Annotated in this window: 8 protein-coding genes and 1 pseudogene; 5 read left to right on the forward strand and 4 right to left on the reverse strand. The window is 72.0% G+C overall.

The features are described from left to right. Window positions 1-73: 73 nt before the first annotated feature. Window positions 74-1906, reverse strand: coding sequence for an ABC transporter ATP-binding protein (locus AB0E02_RS12935; protein WP_362138255.1), 1833 nt, complete (start codon window positions 1904-1906; stop codon window positions 74-76). A gap of 96 nt (window positions 1907-2002) precedes the next feature. On the opposite strand from AB0E02_RS12935, the gene AB0E02_RS12940 reads away from it, so the two are divergent. Further along, a complete protein-coding gene (locus AB0E02_RS12940; RefSeq protein WP_362138258.1) occupies window positions 2003-2458 on the forward strand; it encodes a MarR family transcriptional regulator in 456 nt (151 codons plus the stop codon). A gap of 33 nt (window positions 2459-2491) precedes the next feature. Continuing rightward, window positions 2492-5422 carry an FAD-binding and (Fe-S)-binding domain-containing protein gene (locus tag AB0E02_RS12945; RefSeq protein WP_362138261.1) on the forward strand — a complete coding sequence of 977 codons (2931 nt, stop codon included), beginning with the start codon at window positions 2492-2494 and terminating at the stop codon, window positions 5420-5422. A 5-nt stretch (window positions 5423-5427) separates the two neighbouring features. On the opposite strand, the gene AB0E02_RS12950 is transcribed toward AB0E02_RS12945, so the two are convergent. Continuing rightward, a complete protein-coding gene (locus AB0E02_RS12950; protein ID WP_362138263.1) occupies window positions 5428-6798 on the reverse strand; it encodes an alpha-amylase family protein in 1371 nt (456 codons plus the stop codon). Between the two features lie 286 nt (window positions 6799-7084). Here AB0E02_RS12950 and AB0E02_RS12955 point away from each other — a divergent pair. After that, a pseudogene (locus AB0E02_RS12955) lies at window positions 7085-8541 on the forward strand (Gfo/Idh/MocA family oxidoreductase). 52 nt (window positions 8542-8593) lie between these two features. On the opposite strand, the gene AB0E02_RS12960 reads toward AB0E02_RS12955, so the two are convergent. Together AB0E02_RS12960 and AB0E02_RS12965 are read right to left on the reverse strand one after the other, a co-directional pair. Further along, complete coding sequence (locus tag AB0E02_RS12960; protein ID WP_362138265.1) at window positions 8594-9982, reverse strand: cation:dicarboxylase symporter family transporter; 1389 nt, start codon at window positions 9980-9982, stop codon at window positions 8594-8596. Between the two features lie 372 nt (window positions 9983-10354). Next, on the reverse strand, window positions 10355-11098 hold the full coding sequence (locus AB0E02_RS12965) for a hypothetical protein (RefSeq protein WP_362138267.1): 744 nt from the start codon (window positions 11096-11098) through the stop codon (window positions 10355-10357). Between the two features lie 542 nt (window positions 11099-11640). On the opposite strand from AB0E02_RS12965, the gene AB0E02_RS12970 reads away from it, so the two are divergent. Further along, window positions 11641-14040 (forward strand): ABC transporter ATP-binding protein, encoded by a 2400-nt coding sequence (locus AB0E02_RS12970; RefSeq protein WP_362138453.1) that lies wholly within the window; start codon window positions 11641-11643, stop codon window positions 14038-14040. A gap of 29 nt (window positions 14041-14069) precedes the next feature. Then, window positions 14070-15851: an ABC transporter ATP-binding protein gene (locus AB0E02_RS12975; protein WP_362138269.1), complete on the forward strand. Its 1782-nt coding sequence runs from the start codon at window positions 14070-14072 to the stop codon at window positions 15849-15851. Window positions 15852-16110 lie beyond the last annotated feature (259 nt).

Here is a 16110-nt window from a genome sequence, read left to right on the forward strand (position 1 = left end):
GGCGGCCGGGGAAGGGCAGGAGTGGGGGCGGCGGCCGCCCCGACCGGTCAACCGGCCGCCGCCACCCCGGATGTTACCCATGAGTCACTTTCTCGGCCATGATCTGCTCGCCGGGCGGAGTGAGGTGTGCGTCACGCCGGACGAGCGCCGCGTAACGGCCGTCGGCGGCGAGCAGTTCGTCGTGGGTGCCGCGTTCGGCGATCCGGCCGGCGTCCAGGACGACGATCTGGTCGGCGTCGCGGACGGTGGAGAGGCGGTGCGCGATGGTGAGGGTGGTGCGGCCCGCGGACAGTTCGTCGATGGCCCGCTGGACGGCGTGTTCGGTGCGGGTGTCCAGGGCACTGGTCGCCTCGTCGAGGACGAGCACCGGTGGGTCGCGCAGGATGGTGCGGGCGATGACCAGGCGCTGCTTCTCGCCGCCGGAGAAGCGGTAGCCGCGCTCGCCGACGAGGGTGTCGTAGCCGTCGGGGAGGGCGGCGATGTGGTCGTGGATCTGGGCGGCCTTGGCGGCGCGGTGGATCTCGTCGTCGGTGGCGTCGGGCTTGGCGAAGCGCAGGTTGTCGGCGACCGAGGCGTGGAAGAGGTAGGTCTCCTGGGAGACCACGCCGACGGCCCGGGCGAGGGTGTCGAAGTCCAGTTCGCGGACGTCGGTGCCGTCGAGGGTGACCCGGCCTTCGGTGACGTCGTAGAGGCGGGGGACGAGGTAGCTGAGGGTGCTCTTGCCGCTGCCGGTGGGGCCGACGACGGCGAGGCTGCCGCCGGCGGGGACGGTCAGGTCGATGCCGTCGAGGGTGGGCGCGGCGTCCGGGTCGTAGCGAAACCGCACGTTCTCGAAGCGGATCTCGCCGCGCGGGGCCGGGATGCGGACCGGGGCGGCGGGTTCGGTGATGGCGACCGGCAGGTCGAGGTATTCGAAGATGCGCTGGAAGAGCGCGAGTGAGGTCTGCATCTGGACGCCGGTGGACAGCAGGGAGACGGTCGGGCGCAGCAGGCCCTGCTGGAGGGAGACGAAGGCGACCAGGGTGCCTATGGAGAAGACCGGTCCGCCCAGTTGGAGGACGAGGCCGGCGGCCCAGTAGATGAGGGCGGGCATGGCGGCCATGACGATGCCGATGGTGGCCATCCGCCAGCGGCCGGCCATGTTGGCGCGGACCTCCAGGTCGACCAGGCGCTCGGATTCGTCGGCGAAGTTCTTCGTGAGGGAGTCGGCGCGGCCCATGGTGCGGCCGAGCAGGATGCCGCTGACCGAGAGGGATTCGGTGACCATCGCGGACATCGCTGCCATCTGCTTCTGCCGCTGGGTGGTGATCTTCTTGCGTTCGTTGCCGACCCGGCGGCTGATCCAGACGAAGAGCGGGAGCAGCAGGAGGGAGACGACGGTCAGCCGCCAGTCGAGGGCGAGCATGGCGCAGACGGTGGCGATGACCGAGGTGAGGTTGGAGACCAGGGAGGTGGCGGTGGAGGTGACGGTGGCCTGCATGCCGCCGATGTCGTTGGCGATCCGGGACTGGACCTCGCCGGTGCGGGTGCGGGTGAAGAACGCCAGGGGCATCCGCTGGAGCTTGGCGTAGACGGCGGTGCGCAGGTCGTGCATGACGCGCTGACCGACGGTGGTGGACAGCAGGGTCTGCAGGACGCCGAAGACGCTGGTGGTGACGGCGGTGGCGATCATGCCGAGGGCGAGCAGGGTGAGCAGTCCGGTGCGGCGGCCGGGGATGGCGACGTCGAGGACCTCGCGCAGGAGGAACGGCGAGGCCACGGAGACCAGGGAGGAGGCGCCGACGAGCAGCCCGACGAGGGCGAGCCGGCCGCGGTAGGGGCGGAAGAGGGTGAGGATCCGCCGGAGCTGGACCGGTGCGTCGGGGTCCTTGGGGGGCGGGGTCCATCGGGGTTCGTCGCGGTGCATGGGCTCCTACGAGGGGTACGGGACAGCGGGACTTCACTGAGCCTAGCTCATTGTTACCTATACTCACAATGAACCAGGTCCTGATACTCTCGGGGCATGCCCTCCCCTGAGCCGACGGTCAGCAGCAACCTCGCCGAACAACTGGTGCGGCTGACCCGCCGGATGCACCGCGCGCAGAAGCGCCACCTGGCGCACCTGGACATCGCCTTCACCCCCGCCCAGTCCCGGGTGCTGCGGATCGTGGACCACTACCGCGACACCCCGCCGCGGATGGCGGACCTCGCCCAGCGGCTGGAGGTCGTCCCGCGGGCGGTGACGACCCTGGTGGACGCCCTGGAGGCGAACGGCGCGGTCCGCCGGGTACCGGATCCGGCCAACCGGCGCGTGGTGCGGATCGAGCTGACCGACACCGGCCGGTCCACGCTGCGCGCGTTGCGCAGCGCGCGCCGGGCCGCCGCGGAGGAGATCCTGGCTCCGCTGACCGCCGATCAGCGCGAGGTGCTCGGGGGTCTGCTGTCCACCCTGGTCGACGGGCCGGGTGACCCGCACTGACCTGACGCCCCCTCATCCGGAGGAGTGCCCGCCATGCCCTTGCTGGAGCCGAAGCCCGGGGCCCTGCGGCCCACCGCCGGCGGCCGGCCGGCACCCGACCGGGTGGCCGACCGTCTGGCGTCCGGCACCCCCGAGCCGCTGCGCGGTGACCTCATCGCGCTGCTCGGCCCGGAGAAGGTCCTGCACACCGTCTCCGACCTGGTGCGCTACGCCTCCGACGCCAGCCCGTACCGCTTCGTCCCGCAGGTCGTGGTGGTGGCCGAGGACATCGACGACATCTCGGCGGTCTTCTCCTACGCCCACGGCAAGGGCCGGGAAGTGGTCCTCCGGGCCGCCGGCACCTCCCTCAACGGCCAGGCGCAGGGCGAGGACATCCTCGTCGACGTGCGGCGGCACTGGACCGGGATCGAGGTCCTCGACGGCGGCGCCCGGGCCCGGATCCGGCCGGGGACGACCGTGCTGCGCGCCAACGCGGCCCTGGCCCGGTACGGCCGGCTGCTCGGCCCCGACCCGGCCAGCGCGATCGCCTGCACCCTGGGCGGGGTGGTCGCCAACAACGCCTCCGGCATGACGGCCGGCACCACCCGGAACTCCTACCGGACGCTGGCGTCGGCCACCGTCGTCCTGCCGTCCGGCACGATCGTGGACACCGCGGACCCGGACGCCGACGCGGAGCTGGTGCGGGCCGAACCGGCGCTGTGCGCGGGCCTGTTGGCGCTCAAGGCGGAGATCGAGGCGGATGCCGCGCTGGTGGCCCGGATCCGCGCCAAGTACGCGATCAAGAACACCAACGGCTACCGCCTGGACGCCTTCCTCGACGGTGCCACGCCGGTGGCGATCCTGCGCGGGCTGATGGTCGGCTCCGAGGGCACCCTGGGCTTCCTCGCCGAGACGGTCTTCGACACCCTGCCGCTGGACCGGCACACCGCCGGCGCGCTGCTGTTCTTCCGTACGCTCGGCGCCGCGGCCGCGGCCGTACCGCACTTCACCGCGGCCGGCGCGCGGGCGGTGGAGCTGATGGACGGCAACACCCTGCGGGCGTCGGTGCGGGTGGCCGGGGTGCCGGCGGACTGGGCGGCGCTGCCCAAGGAGACCACGGCGCTGCTGGTCGAGTTCCGGGCGCCCGACGAGGGCGCGCTGCGGGGGTACGAGGAGGCCGCGGCCCGGGTGCTGGCCGGGCTGGAACCGGTCGCGCCGGTCGCCTCGGTCACCAACGCCTTCACCCGGGACCCGCACGTCCTCGGCGGCTACTGGAAGGCCCGCAAGGCGTTCGTCAGCGCGGTGGGCGGCTCCCGGCCCGCCGGGACGACGCTGATCACCGAGGACTTCGCGGTGCCGCCGGCCCGGCTGGCCGAGGCGTGCGCGGCGCTGCTGGAGCTCCAGGCCCGGCACGGCTTCGACGCCGCGGTCGCCGGCCACGCCGCCCACGGCAATCTGCACTTCCTGCTCGCCTTCGACGCGGCCGAGCCGGACGACGTGGCGCGCTACGCGGCGTTCATGGCGGACTTCTGCCGGCTGACCGTCGAGCGGTTCGACGGCTCGCTGAAGGCGGAGCACGCCACCGGCCGCAACATCGCCCCGTTCCTGGAGCTCGAATGGGGGCCGCGGGCCACGGAGTTGATGTGGCGGATCAAGGACCTCTTCGATCCGGCCGGCATCCTGGCCCCGCGCGTCCTGCTCGACCGCGACCCGCGGGCACATCTGCGGGGCTTGAAGACCATTCCGCGCATCGAGGCGCTCGCCGACCCGTGCATCGAATGCGGCTTCTGCGAACCGACCTGCCCCAGCAAGGATTTGACCACCACGCCGCGGCAACGGATCGTGCTGCGCCGCGAGATGCTCCGCCAGCCGGCCGGATCGCCGGTCACCGGCGCACTGCTGGACTCCTATGGCTACGACGCGGTGGACACCTGCGCCGGCGACTCGACCTGCATGCTCGACTGCCCGGTGGGCATCGACACCGGCCGGCTGATGAAGGACTTCCGACACCGGCGCCACTCCCTGCGCGAGGAGCGGCTCGCCGAGCGGACCGCCCGGCGGTTCGGAGCGGTCGAGCGGGCGGCGCGGCTGGCGGTGGCGGCCGCCGACCGGATCGGTGACCGGCCGGCCGCCGCGCTGACCCGGGCCGTCCGCCGGGCCGTGCGCCCCGACCTGGTGCCCGAGTGGCTGCCGCGGATCCCCGGCCCGGCGGCCCGCCGGCTGCCGGTGACGCGGCGGGCCGGCGCGGCCGCGGTCTACTACCCGGCCTGTGTGAACCGGATCTTCGGGGAGCCCGCGGGGCACCGGGGGCCGTCGCTGCCCGAGGCGGTGGTGGCGGTGTCCGGGCGGGCCGGCCGGCCGGTGTGGATCCCCGGGGACGTGCCCGGGAGGTGCTGCGCCACGATCTGGCACTCCAAGGGCTACGAGCACGGCACGGCGGTGATGGCCAACCGCATCGTCGAGGCGGCCTGGGGCTGGACCGCCGGCGGGATGCTGCCCCTGGTGGTGGACGCGTCCTCGTGCACGCTGGGCCTGGGCCGGGAGGTCGTGCCGTATCTGACGCCGGAGAACCGCGAGCTCCACGCTGAGCTCACCGTCGTCGACTCGGTCGTCTGGGCCGCCGAGGAGCTGCTGCCGCGCCTCACGGTCCGGCGGACGGCCGGTTCCGCGGTGCTCCATCCCACCTGTGCCATGCGGCACTTGGGGGACGAGACGCAGCTGCGGCGGGTCGCCGAGGCGTGTGCGCGGGAGGTGGTGGTGCCGGACGACGCGGGGTGCTGCGCGTTCGCCGGGGACCGCGGGATGCTGCACCCGGAACTGACCGGGGCGGCCACCGCGAAGGAGGCGGCGGAGGTCACCGGGCGCCCCTTCGACCTGCATCTGTCGGCGAACCGGATGTGCGAGATCGGGATGGAGCTGGCCACGGAGGGCCGAGGCTACTGCTCGGCCCTCCTGGCGCTGGAGCGGGCGACCCGGCCGGACTGACCGGGTCAGCCGCCGACGTGCAGCGCCACGGCGCTTCTGGCGGGCACGGTGACCTGCGCCTTGCCGTCGTCGCCGACGGTGACCGTGTGTCCGTCGCAGGAGGACGGCGCGGCGTGCACCACGTCGCAGTACGTCCCGGCGGGCAGGGAGGTCGCGAGGGTCCGGGTCAGCGCGGCGTCCCCGTTGTTGAGAGCGACGAAGCCCTTGCCGCTACGGGCGAAGGCGAGGGCGCTGCCGCCGTTGTCCCACCAGTCCGTCAGCCCGGCTGCGCCCACCGCGTTGCGGAAACCGACCATGCCGGTGATCTCCCGCTTGGCGTGCTCGTCGGTCCAGCCGGTGGCGCCGCTGGGCGGTCCGGCGTCCTTGTCGGTCCACTCGTAGCCGGAGTAGACGTTCGGTGAGCCGTAGGGCGAGGCGAGCATGAAGACGTTGGCGAGGGTGTGGGCGGCGCCGTCCTTGTAGGTGAGCGTGGAGCCGTTGCGTTCGGTGTCCCAGTTGTCGACGAAGGTGCGGGCCTTGTCGCTGCCGAGCTTGCCGTCCGCGACGGACTTCAGCTGGGCGATGTTGCCGCTCTGGAAGGCGCTCTTGAGGTGGGCGCCGTAGCGGAATTCGTCGACGTCGCCGATGCTGGTGTACTCGTCGGGCTGCACCGCCTCACCGGCGCCGTAGATGACCTCCTGCACCCAGAAGCCGGGGTCCTTCATCTTGGCCTTGACGGCGGCCAGGTCGGTGGCGGAGATGTGTTTGGCGGCGTCGATCCGGAAGCCGTCCACGCCCAGCGACCGCAGGTCGTCGAGGTACGTGGCGATGGTGCTGCGGACGTAGTCGCTGCCGGTGTCGAGGTCGGCGAGGCCGACCAGTTCGCAGGTCTGGACGTCGTCGCGGTTGGTGTAGTCGGAGATGCTCTTGCGGCAGCCGTGGAAGTCCCAGTCCTGGTAGAAGCCGGGGTAGTTGTACTTGCTGTACCGGGTGCCGCCGGTGCCGGTGCCGGATCCGGCGGCCATGTGGTTGACGACCGCGTCGGCGATGACCTTGACGCCGGCGGCGTGGCAGGCGCGGACCATCGAGGCGAAGGCGTCGCGGTCGCCGAGCCGGCCGGCGATCTTGTAGCTGACGGGCTGGTACGAGGTCCACCACTGCCCGCCCTGGATGTGCTCCGAGGCCGGGGAGACCTCGACGAAGCCGTAGCCGGCCGGACCCAGTTGCTCGGTGCAGGCCTTGGCGACGTCCACGTACTTCCGCTCGAAGAGCGTGGCGGTGACGGTCTTCTGGCCGGGCGGGGTGGCCTGGGAGGGCCAGGGCGCGACGGTGGCCAGGCCGACCGCGGCCACCATTCCGGCGAGCGTCCCGCCCAGCACACGGGATCGTTGCTGCATCTTGTGGCTCCTTCGTCATGGGGCACGGCCATGCCGTACCGCGCCCACTGGAGCAGCCACGCGCCAGGCCGCCATGGGGGGTTGTCCGATACCGGAGCCTGCCGTTCATGTCATTAACACGTCAAGGCTTTCTGCAAGACATTTCAACGAGTTGCGAAAGATGCTGGCTGCGGCTTCCGCGACTTTGCGGCGCCACTCGGCCCTCTTGTGCCTCCGGCCCTCGGCCGACAAGGTCCTGACCGAGGTTCACGTATGCCCCGGCGCACCACCGATCCCTGGAGGACCGATGAACGAGGCACGATCGCAGAACCACGACCACGACCACAGCCATGACCACAGCCACGACGGGGCCGGACCGAGCCGCCGTTCCGTCCTGTGGACCGCCGGTGCGGCGGGCGCGGGACTGGGGCTGGGCGGGCTGACGGTACCTCAGGCAGCGGCGGCCACTCCCGGGACAGCCGGTGCCGCCCACGACGCCGACGCAACGCCAACGGCCAAGGGCAGAACCATGATCGGGGTCCCGTTCGAGCGGCGCTCCACCGTCCGCGTCGGCATCATCGGCCTCGGCAACCGCGGCGGCAGCATGATCGACCTGTTCCTGGCGATGCCCGGCGCGCAGGTGGTCGCCCTGTGCGACCCGGTCAAGGAGAAGACCGCCCGGGCCGCCAAGAAGGTCACCACCGCGGGACAGCCCGCACCCGCCGTCTACACCAACGGCGACCATGACTTCGAGCAGCTCTGCAAGCGCGGGGACGTCGACTTCGTCTATGTGGCCACGCCCTGGGACTGGCACTTCGAGATGGCGAAGACGGCGATGCTGAGCGGCAAGCACGTCGGCGTGGAGTGTCCGATCGCGCTCCGCCTGGACCAGCTGTGGGAACTAGTCGACCTCTCCGAACGTACCCGCAGACACTGCATGCAGCTGGAGAACTGCTGTTAGGCAAGAACGAGATGCGGGTGCTGCGGATGGCGCACGCCGGACTGTTCGGCGAGCTGCTGCACGGGGCGGGGGCGTACATCCACGATCTGCGCGGCCTGATGTTCGATCCCAAGTACTACGAGGGTCCCTGGCGCCGGCTCTGGCACACCCGGTTGCGCGGCGACCTCTACCCCAACCACGGCTTCGGCCCGGTCGCCAACTACATGGACCTCAACCGCGGTGACCGCGCGGTGCGCATCTCCAGCATGGGCTCCCCGGCCCGCGGGCTCGCCGCATACCGCAAGGAGCACATGCCGGCGGACGACCCCAGCTGGAAGGAGTCGTACATCGAGAGCGACCGGACGGTCAGCCTCGTGCAGACCGCCAAGGGACGGGTGATCCGGCTGGAGCACGACGTCTCCACCCCGCACCCGTACAGCAGGATCAACAGTCTCGGCGGCACCAAGGGCCTCTTCGAGGACTACCCGGAGCGGATCTATCTGGAGCCGGACCAGAACAACGACGAATGGGGCGACTTCGGCAAGTACGCGCAGTGGGACCACTGGCTCTGGAAGGAGCACGCCAACCCGCCCGGCGGCCACGGCGGTATGGACTACATGCTGGTCTTCCGGCTGATCCAGTGCATGCGGCTGGGTCTGGTGCCGGACTTCGACGTCTACGACGCGGCGACCTGGACGGCGCCGGTGCCGCTGAGCGACCGCTCCATCAAGGCGAACGGCGCGCCGCAGGAGATCCCGGACTTCACCCGCGGACTGTGGAAGAAGGCCCGGCCGGGGATGGACTCGGAAAAACCGGAGGAGTAGGGCGGGTTGACGTACGGGCCCGGCGGAGCGGGTGTCCGCCGGGCCGTCCGCCTCAGGTGTCGTGCGTGCTCGGCGCGGCTTCGGCGGGCCGGGTGGCGTCGACGGGCGGGGTGGGCCGGGCCGTTTCGGCGGGTTGAATGGGCTGGGCGGGCTGCTCGCCGTTCAGGACCCGCTTGGCCGTCACCCGGTCCAGTGCGCCCTCCCAGCGGGAGACCGCGAACACCGCGACGCAGTTGCCGAGGAGGTTCGTCGCCACCCGCATCGAGTCCATGATCCGGTCGACGCCGAGCAGCAGGGCGACCGCGGCGGCCGGGATGACGCCCAGCGCGGAGGCGGTCGCGGACAGCGCGAGGAACGCCGAACCGGGTACGCCCGCCATGCCCTTGCTGGTCAGCATGAGCACCAGCACCACGGTGACCTGCTGCCCCAGCGACAGGTCGACGCCGATGGCCTGGGCGATGAAGAGGGTGCCGATGGACAGGTAGATCGAGGCACCGTCGAGGTTGAACGAGTAGCCGGTCGGCAGCACCAGGCCCACCGCGTCGTCCCGGCAGCCCGCGGCCCGCAGCTTCTGCATCATCCGCGGCATCACGGTCTCGCTGGACCCGGTGCCCAGCGCCAGCAACAGTTCCTCGCGGGTGTAGCGGACGAACTTCCAGAGGCTGAGCCCGGTGACGGCCTTCAGCGCCAGGCCGAGGCACACGAGGAAGGCCAGTGCGACGCCGTAGCAGACCGCGATCAGCTTGCCGTAGGTGGACATCGCGCCCAGTCCGTACTGGCCGACGAGGTGGGCGGTGGCGCCCAGGACCGCGAGCGGGGCGAGCTTCATGATGTAGCCGACGATGGTGAACACGACCTCCTGGGCCTGTTCGATCAGCGGCAGCACCTGCGGCACCTTCTGCCGGCCGAGGTGCAGCAACGCGGCACCCACCAGGCAGGCCAGCACCAGGACCTGGAGCAGCGAGTTCTCGGCGAACGCGCCCACCGCGCTGTTGGGGAGCGATTCCAGCACGAACTGGGCGGCGGACGGGAGATGTCCGCCGCCCGTCTTGGCGTCCACCGCGCCCTTGTCCAGGGACGCGGGGTCGACGTGCATCCCGGCACCGGGCGCGAAGACGTTGCCGGCCAGCAGGCCGACGACGAGGGCGATGCTGGTGGCCACCTCGAACCAGATCAGGGCCTTGACGCCGATGCGGCCGAAGGCCCTGAGGTCGCCCGCCTTGGTGATACCGGCGACGACGACGCAGAAGACCAGCGGCGCGATCATCGCCTTGATCAGCCGGACGAAGCCGTCCCCGAGCGGCTGGAGCGCCGACCCGGCCTGCGGCCACAACCGCCCGACGACGACACCGAGGACGAGGGCGACGAGTACCTGCACGAACAGGCTGGTGCGCAGCAGACGGCCTGCGCGGCGGACGAAAGGTGCGGTGGCGTGCGGCACGGGCACTCCTCCATGGACGAATTTTGTTATGCGGAAGTGGACTTCCGCGGTCCGTCACTATGGTCGCTTGGAGTACCCCACGAAAGAGCTCGCTGTAACTTCCGGGAAAATCTTGGAGCTTGATCCAAGGCGGAACGCACGGCCCGTACGCAATTGGGCGGGAGCGACGGACGCGCCCCGCTTCCTCCGGCGGTGCCGCAGTTGTCCCCGTTACGGCTCGTTCCCGTAACGGCTTGCGGCCGTGACGGCTTGTCCATGTGACGGCTCGTCCACGTATCGGCTTGGGGCCGTAAGGGCTTGGGGTCGACACTGCTTGGGACCGATACGGCTTGGGTCGATACGGGGCGGTGCCTCTTCCCCGACGTACGGCTGTCAGGCCGCCAGATGCGCCGCGTCCCCCATGACCACCACGGGCTGCCGCGCCGGGTCGAGGGTGCGCAGCAGCGTCTGCATCGCGGACTTCGAGACGCTCACACAGGCGGAGGTGCCGCTGCCGTGGTCGAGGTGCAGCCAGACCCCGCCGCCCTTGGACTGTCCCTGGGGACGGGTCGGGTCCAGCGGCGAGGCGCCCTTCACCCGGTTGTAGTTGATCGCGATGACGTAATCGAAGTCATGGCGGGTGTTCTTGGACCAGTACGACGGCGGGGTGAAGGCGGTGGAGTGCGTGTAGGGCAGCTTGGCACCAGGATCCGCGAGCACCCCGCCCGCGTCGGTCAGCGTGAACACCCCGACCGGGCTCCGCTTGTCGTCCTCGTGGTGGTCCGTCGTCCAGCCGCGCCGGCCGTTGTGCGCCGGCCAGCGGCCTTTGCGGTCCCAGCCCTTGGGGCCCTTCTCGTACAGGACGACGGTGGCGTCGGCGGAGTCCGCCGCCTTGCCGTAGACCGCCACGACCTGACGGGAGCCGGCGGGGATGCGGGACCGGAGCGCGGTGCCGATGCCGGGGATGTTCTTGAGGTGGGTGGTGGCCGACGCGCCACGGGCCGGGCCGCCGGGGCGCTCCCCCTTGCCCGCCCCGTCGTCCTTGCCGTCCTGACCGCCCCCGCCACAACCGGCCAGAAGGACCAGTCCCGCCGCGGCCACCGCCGCCCTCCGCATCACACCGCCCGCACGTCGCATGCCCCCATGGTCGCACCACGCGACTGACGTCCGTTCAGCGCCCGTCACATCGGTGAGCCGTGCCGGACGATTGTCCTGAACGCGCGGTCGCAGCGGAAAAATCGATTGAAACCAGCCCACTCCCCGGGCCAGTCTTCCAGGACCTCCGCCGGCAACGGGACGGGCAACCTGACCGGTACGAGGGGAATTTCGCCTGCCGAAAAGGGGCCGGGCGCGGGACCGGAGACGGCGCGCCGCCCCCTCCTCGACCACCCCACCACGACTTCCGCGACCTCCACCACACCACTCGACCACGACTTCCCCGACTTCCGCGTTTTCCGCGGCCACTCGACCACCACTTTCGCGACTTTCGCGACTTCCAGGGCCACTCGACCACCACGTCCGCGACGTCCAGGACTTCCACGGCCACTCGACCACCACGTCCGCGACTTCTAGGACTTCTACGGCACTCGGCCACTCAGCCACGCGGCCAGGGGGCCAGTGGGCCAGTGGGCCACTCAGCCACTCAGCCACTCAGCCACGACTACTTCGCCTGGGGCATCATGCAGATCCGCGACCTTCCGCATCCCGACCCCGGTGTCCCCGACGTCCGTACGGGCGGCAGCTTCCTCCGCTGGCTCTACAGACAGCAGCTGGGCGGCCAGTTGAAGGCCCTCGCCTGGGGCCTGGTGAACTTCGGCGCCATCGCCTCCTTCCCGCTGCCGGTGGGCATGGCCGTACAGGCCGCGGTCGACCGCGACGGCGGCCGGCTGGCACTGTCCGGCGGGCTGATCCTGGTGCTCGGTGCGCTGATCGCGCTGGGCGGCACGATGCTGCACCGCGCCGCGGTCACCAACTGGATCACCGCCGTCGCCCGGATGCAGCAGCTGCTCGCCCGCAAGACCACGGAGCTGGGTTCGGCCATGACCCGGCAGGTGGCGGCCGGTGAGATCGTCGCCGTCAGCACCGGTGACCTGGAGAAGATCGGCTGGTTCGTCGAGACGATCTCCCGGTTCGGGGCAGCCGCGGTCACCGCGGTCGCGGTCGCGGCCGCCCTGGTCGTCCGGGAACCGCACCTCGGCGTCCTGGTGGCGCTCGGCGTCCCCGTCATGGCACTGGCCGTACTGCCGTTGCTGCCGCCCGCCGCCCGACGGGCCGACGCCCAGCGCGAGATGGCCGGCCGGGCCACCGAACTCGCCTCCGACACCGTCGCCGGCCTGCGCGTCCTGCGCGGCATCGGCGGCGAGGAGCTCTTCCTCGGCCGCTACCGCGCCGCCTCCCAGGAGGTCCGCCGGGCCGCCGTCCGCAGCGCCCGGATGTGGTCGCTGATCGCGGCCGTCCAGGTCGTGCTGCCGGGCCTGCTGCTGATCGCGGTGGTCTGGTACGGCACCCGGCTCGCCCTCGACGGCACGGTCGCGGTCGGCGAACTCGTCATGATCTACAGCGCGGTCACGTTCCTGCTGCTGCCGCTCCGGCACTTCGAGGAGATCGCCCAGGCGCTGTCCTTCGCCCGGCCGTCGGCCCGGCGCACCGCCCGGGTCCTGGCCCAGCACCGGCCGGCCGGCGGCCGGGACGGGGACAACCACGCTCTGCCCAGCGGCGATCTGCACGACCCGGTCAGCGGCCTGACCGCACCGGCCGGCCGGCTGACCGCGGTGGTCTGCGGCGACCCGGACACGGCCGGCCGCCTCGCGGAACGGCTGGGCGGTCATGCCCATGGGGACCGGGCGGTCTGTACGGCTCCGTCGGTAACTGCAGGCCAGGCGCAGGGTGCCAACCGTCCCAGCCCTGCGGACCACGCGGCCCCCGCCGGCGATGCGGCCTGGGCGGCCCCTGCCGACCACGTGGGCTGTGCGGTCGCGGCCTCTGCGCAGGGCGACGGGCCCCACGACGTGGATGGTGGCGACGGCACGCGCGTCGTGGAGGGCTCGCGCTGCGTAGAGAGCGCGCATGACATAGAGAGCGCGCATGGCGTGGAGGGCGCGTACGGCGTAGAGAGCGCGTGCGGCTGCGGCGTTGGCGGAGAGGGCGCGCATGGCGTAGAGAGCGCGTGCGGCGGCGTTGGCGGAGAGGGCGCGGCCCGTCGGGCAAGTGGCGGTGCGGGGCAGGGCCTGCCGTCGGTCACCCTGGGCGGCATCCCGCTGGACGACCTGCCGCGGGACGCCGCCCGCAGGGCCGTGCTCGTACAGGACAAGGACCCGATGCTGCTGTCCGGCACGCTCGGTGAGCTGCTCGACGTGCCGTCCTCCGGGCGGCTGGCCGCCGAGGAGGCACTCACCGCCGCCCAGTGCGGCGATGTGCTGACCGCCTTGGCGCAAGCCTCGCTCGACGACTCCGGTGACCCGATGCGCACTCACATCACCGAGCGCGGCCGGTCACTCTGCGGCGGCCAACGGCAGCGGCTGGCGCTGGCCAGGTCGCTGGTCACCGACCCGGAGGTGCTGGTGCTCGACGAGCCGACCAGCGCCGTGGACGCGCACACCGAGGCCCGGATCGCCGACGGCCTGCGGGAGGTCCGGACCGGCCGTACGACGGTCGTGCTGACCTCCAGCCCGCTGCTCCTGGACCGCGCCGACCAGGTCGCGTTCCTCCACGACGGCAAGGTCGTCGCCGAGGCTCCGCACCGCGAACTGCTGCACAGCCACCCCGCCTACCGCGCCGTTGTCACCCGGGAGACAGACCCCGAGGGCGATCGGGAGACGGAAGCCGAGGCCGCTCGGGAGACGGAAGCCGAGGCTGCTCGGGAGGGGGAGGCCGAGGCCGTACGGGAGACGGAAGCCGAGGCTGCACGGGAAGCGGAACCCAAAGCCGCTCGGGAGACGGAAGCCCAGGCTGCCCGGGGCCCGGAAGCCCAAGCAGCGGCGCATACGAACCTGGCCCCAACGGACCTGGCCGCAGAAGAAGCCCGGGACGAGAAGCCCGAACGGGTGCTGACGACCGCTCAGGTCGACGAGACCGCATGATCGAGATCGATCGAGACCGAGGAGACCCCATGATCGGCCTGGCGCCGCCGGAGCACGATCCGGACGCCCCGCAGACGCTCACCACCCTGCCCGTGGGCTCCCCGGCGACGGTACGGAGCTACGTCGCCGAGCTGATCCGTCGGCACGGCCGGGAGTTCACCGTGCTGGTCGCCGTCAACGCCGCCGCGGTGATCGCCTCGATGGCCGGGCCGTACCTGCTGGGCGGGGTCGTCGAGAAGCTCTCCGCGGGCGATCGGCATCTCCAACTCGGCCGTACCGTCGCCCTGTTCGCCCTCGCCCTGATCCTGCAGACGGTGTTCGTCCGCATGGTCCGGCTGCGCGGTGCGATGCTCGGCGAGCGGATGCTGGCGGACCTGCGCGAGGACTTCCTCGTACGGTCCGTGGCGCTGCCGCCGGGCGTTCTGGAGCGGGCCGGCACCGGCGATCTGCTGTCCCGGATCACCACGGACATCGACCGGCTCTCCAGTGCGATGCGCGAGGCCGTGCCGCAGCTGTCGATCGGTGTGGTGTGGGTGGCGCTGCTGCTGGGCGGGCTGACCGTGACCGCCCCGCCGCTCGCCCTGTCCGTGCTGATCGCGCTGCCCCTGCTGGTCGTCGGCTGCCGCTGGTACTTCAAGCGGGCGCCGTCCGCCTACCGTTCGGAGGCAGCGGGGTACGCGGCGGTCTCCGCCGTCCTCACCGAGTCCGTGGACGCCGGCCGCACCATCGAGGCGCACCGCCTGGGCGCCCGCCGCATCGCCCTCTCCGAGCGCCGGATCCGCGAATGGACCCAGTGGGAGCGCTACACCCTCTTCCTGCGGTCGGTGCTCTTCCCGGTCGTCGACCTGACGCACGTGGTGCTGCTGGGCGCGGTGCTGCTGCTCGGCGGGGCGATGGTGATGCAGGGCTGGCTCACGGCGGGCCAGCTGACGACCGGTGCGCTGCTCGCCCAGATGATGATCGATCCCGTGGGCATGATCCTGCGCTGGTACGACGAGTTGCAGGTGGCCCAGGTGTCCATCGCCCGGCTCGTCGGCGTCCGGGAGATCGAACCCGAGACGACGAAGGCGGAGCGGCTGCCCGAGGGTCGCGAGGTGCACGCCGATGACGTGAGCTTCGGCTACCGCACCGGCGTCGACGTCCTGCGCGAGGTCTCCCTGCGGATCCGTCCCGGCAGCCGCCTGGCCCTGGTCGGCCCGTCCGGTGCCGGCAAATCGACGCTGGGCCGGCTGCTCGCCGGGATCTACGGGCCCCGTACGGGCAGCGTGACGCTGGGCGGTGCGGAGCTCTCCGCGATGCCCGCCGAGCGGGTCCGCGAGCAGGTCGCACTGGTCAATCAGGAACACCACGTCTTCGTCGGGACGCTGCGCGACAACCTGCTGCTCGCCCGCACCGACGCCGACGACGCCGAACTGTGGGCCGCCCTGGGCGCGGTGGACGCCGAGGGCTGGGCCCGGGACCTGGACGCGGGCCTGGACACCGAGGTCGGCTCGGGCGGCCACACCCTGACCCCCGCCCAGGCCCAGCAGATCGCCCTGGCCCGTCTCGTCCTGGCCGACCCGCACACCCTGGTCCTCGACGAGGCCACCTCACTCCTCGACCCGCGGGCCGCCCGCCACCTGGAGCGCTCCTTGGGCAAGGTGCTGGACGGCCGCACGGTCGTGGCCATCGCCCACCGCCTGCACACCGCCCACGACGCCGATGTGATCGCCGTAGTCGAGAACGGCCGCATCAGCGAACTCGGCGCCCACCACGACTTGGTCACCGCAAACGGCCCCTACGCGGCACTGTGGCGGTCTTGGCACGGATAGCCGACGGGCAGCGAAGCGGGGCAACCGCGCCACGTGGGACGGGCGGGGCGGGGGGATGGGCGGGGCGCGGGGATGGGCGGGGCAGAGGGGCAGGGTGCGGCACTGGGGCGGGTGGGGCACTGAGACGGGCGGCGCGGTGGGGCAGGTGGGGCACTAGGGGCAGGGGGTGGGGCGGCTGGGGCAGTGGGGGGCGGGGCAGTGGGGCAGGGTGGGGCGGCGAACGGGCGGGCCGCCGGCCCTCGCCTCCTCGGGGCGACCC

This window comes from Streptomyces sp. NPDC048196 (assembly GCF_040652715.1).
Classification (GTDB): Bacteria; Actinomycetota; Actinomycetes; order Streptomycetales; family Streptomycetaceae; genus Streptomyces; species Streptomyces siderophoricus.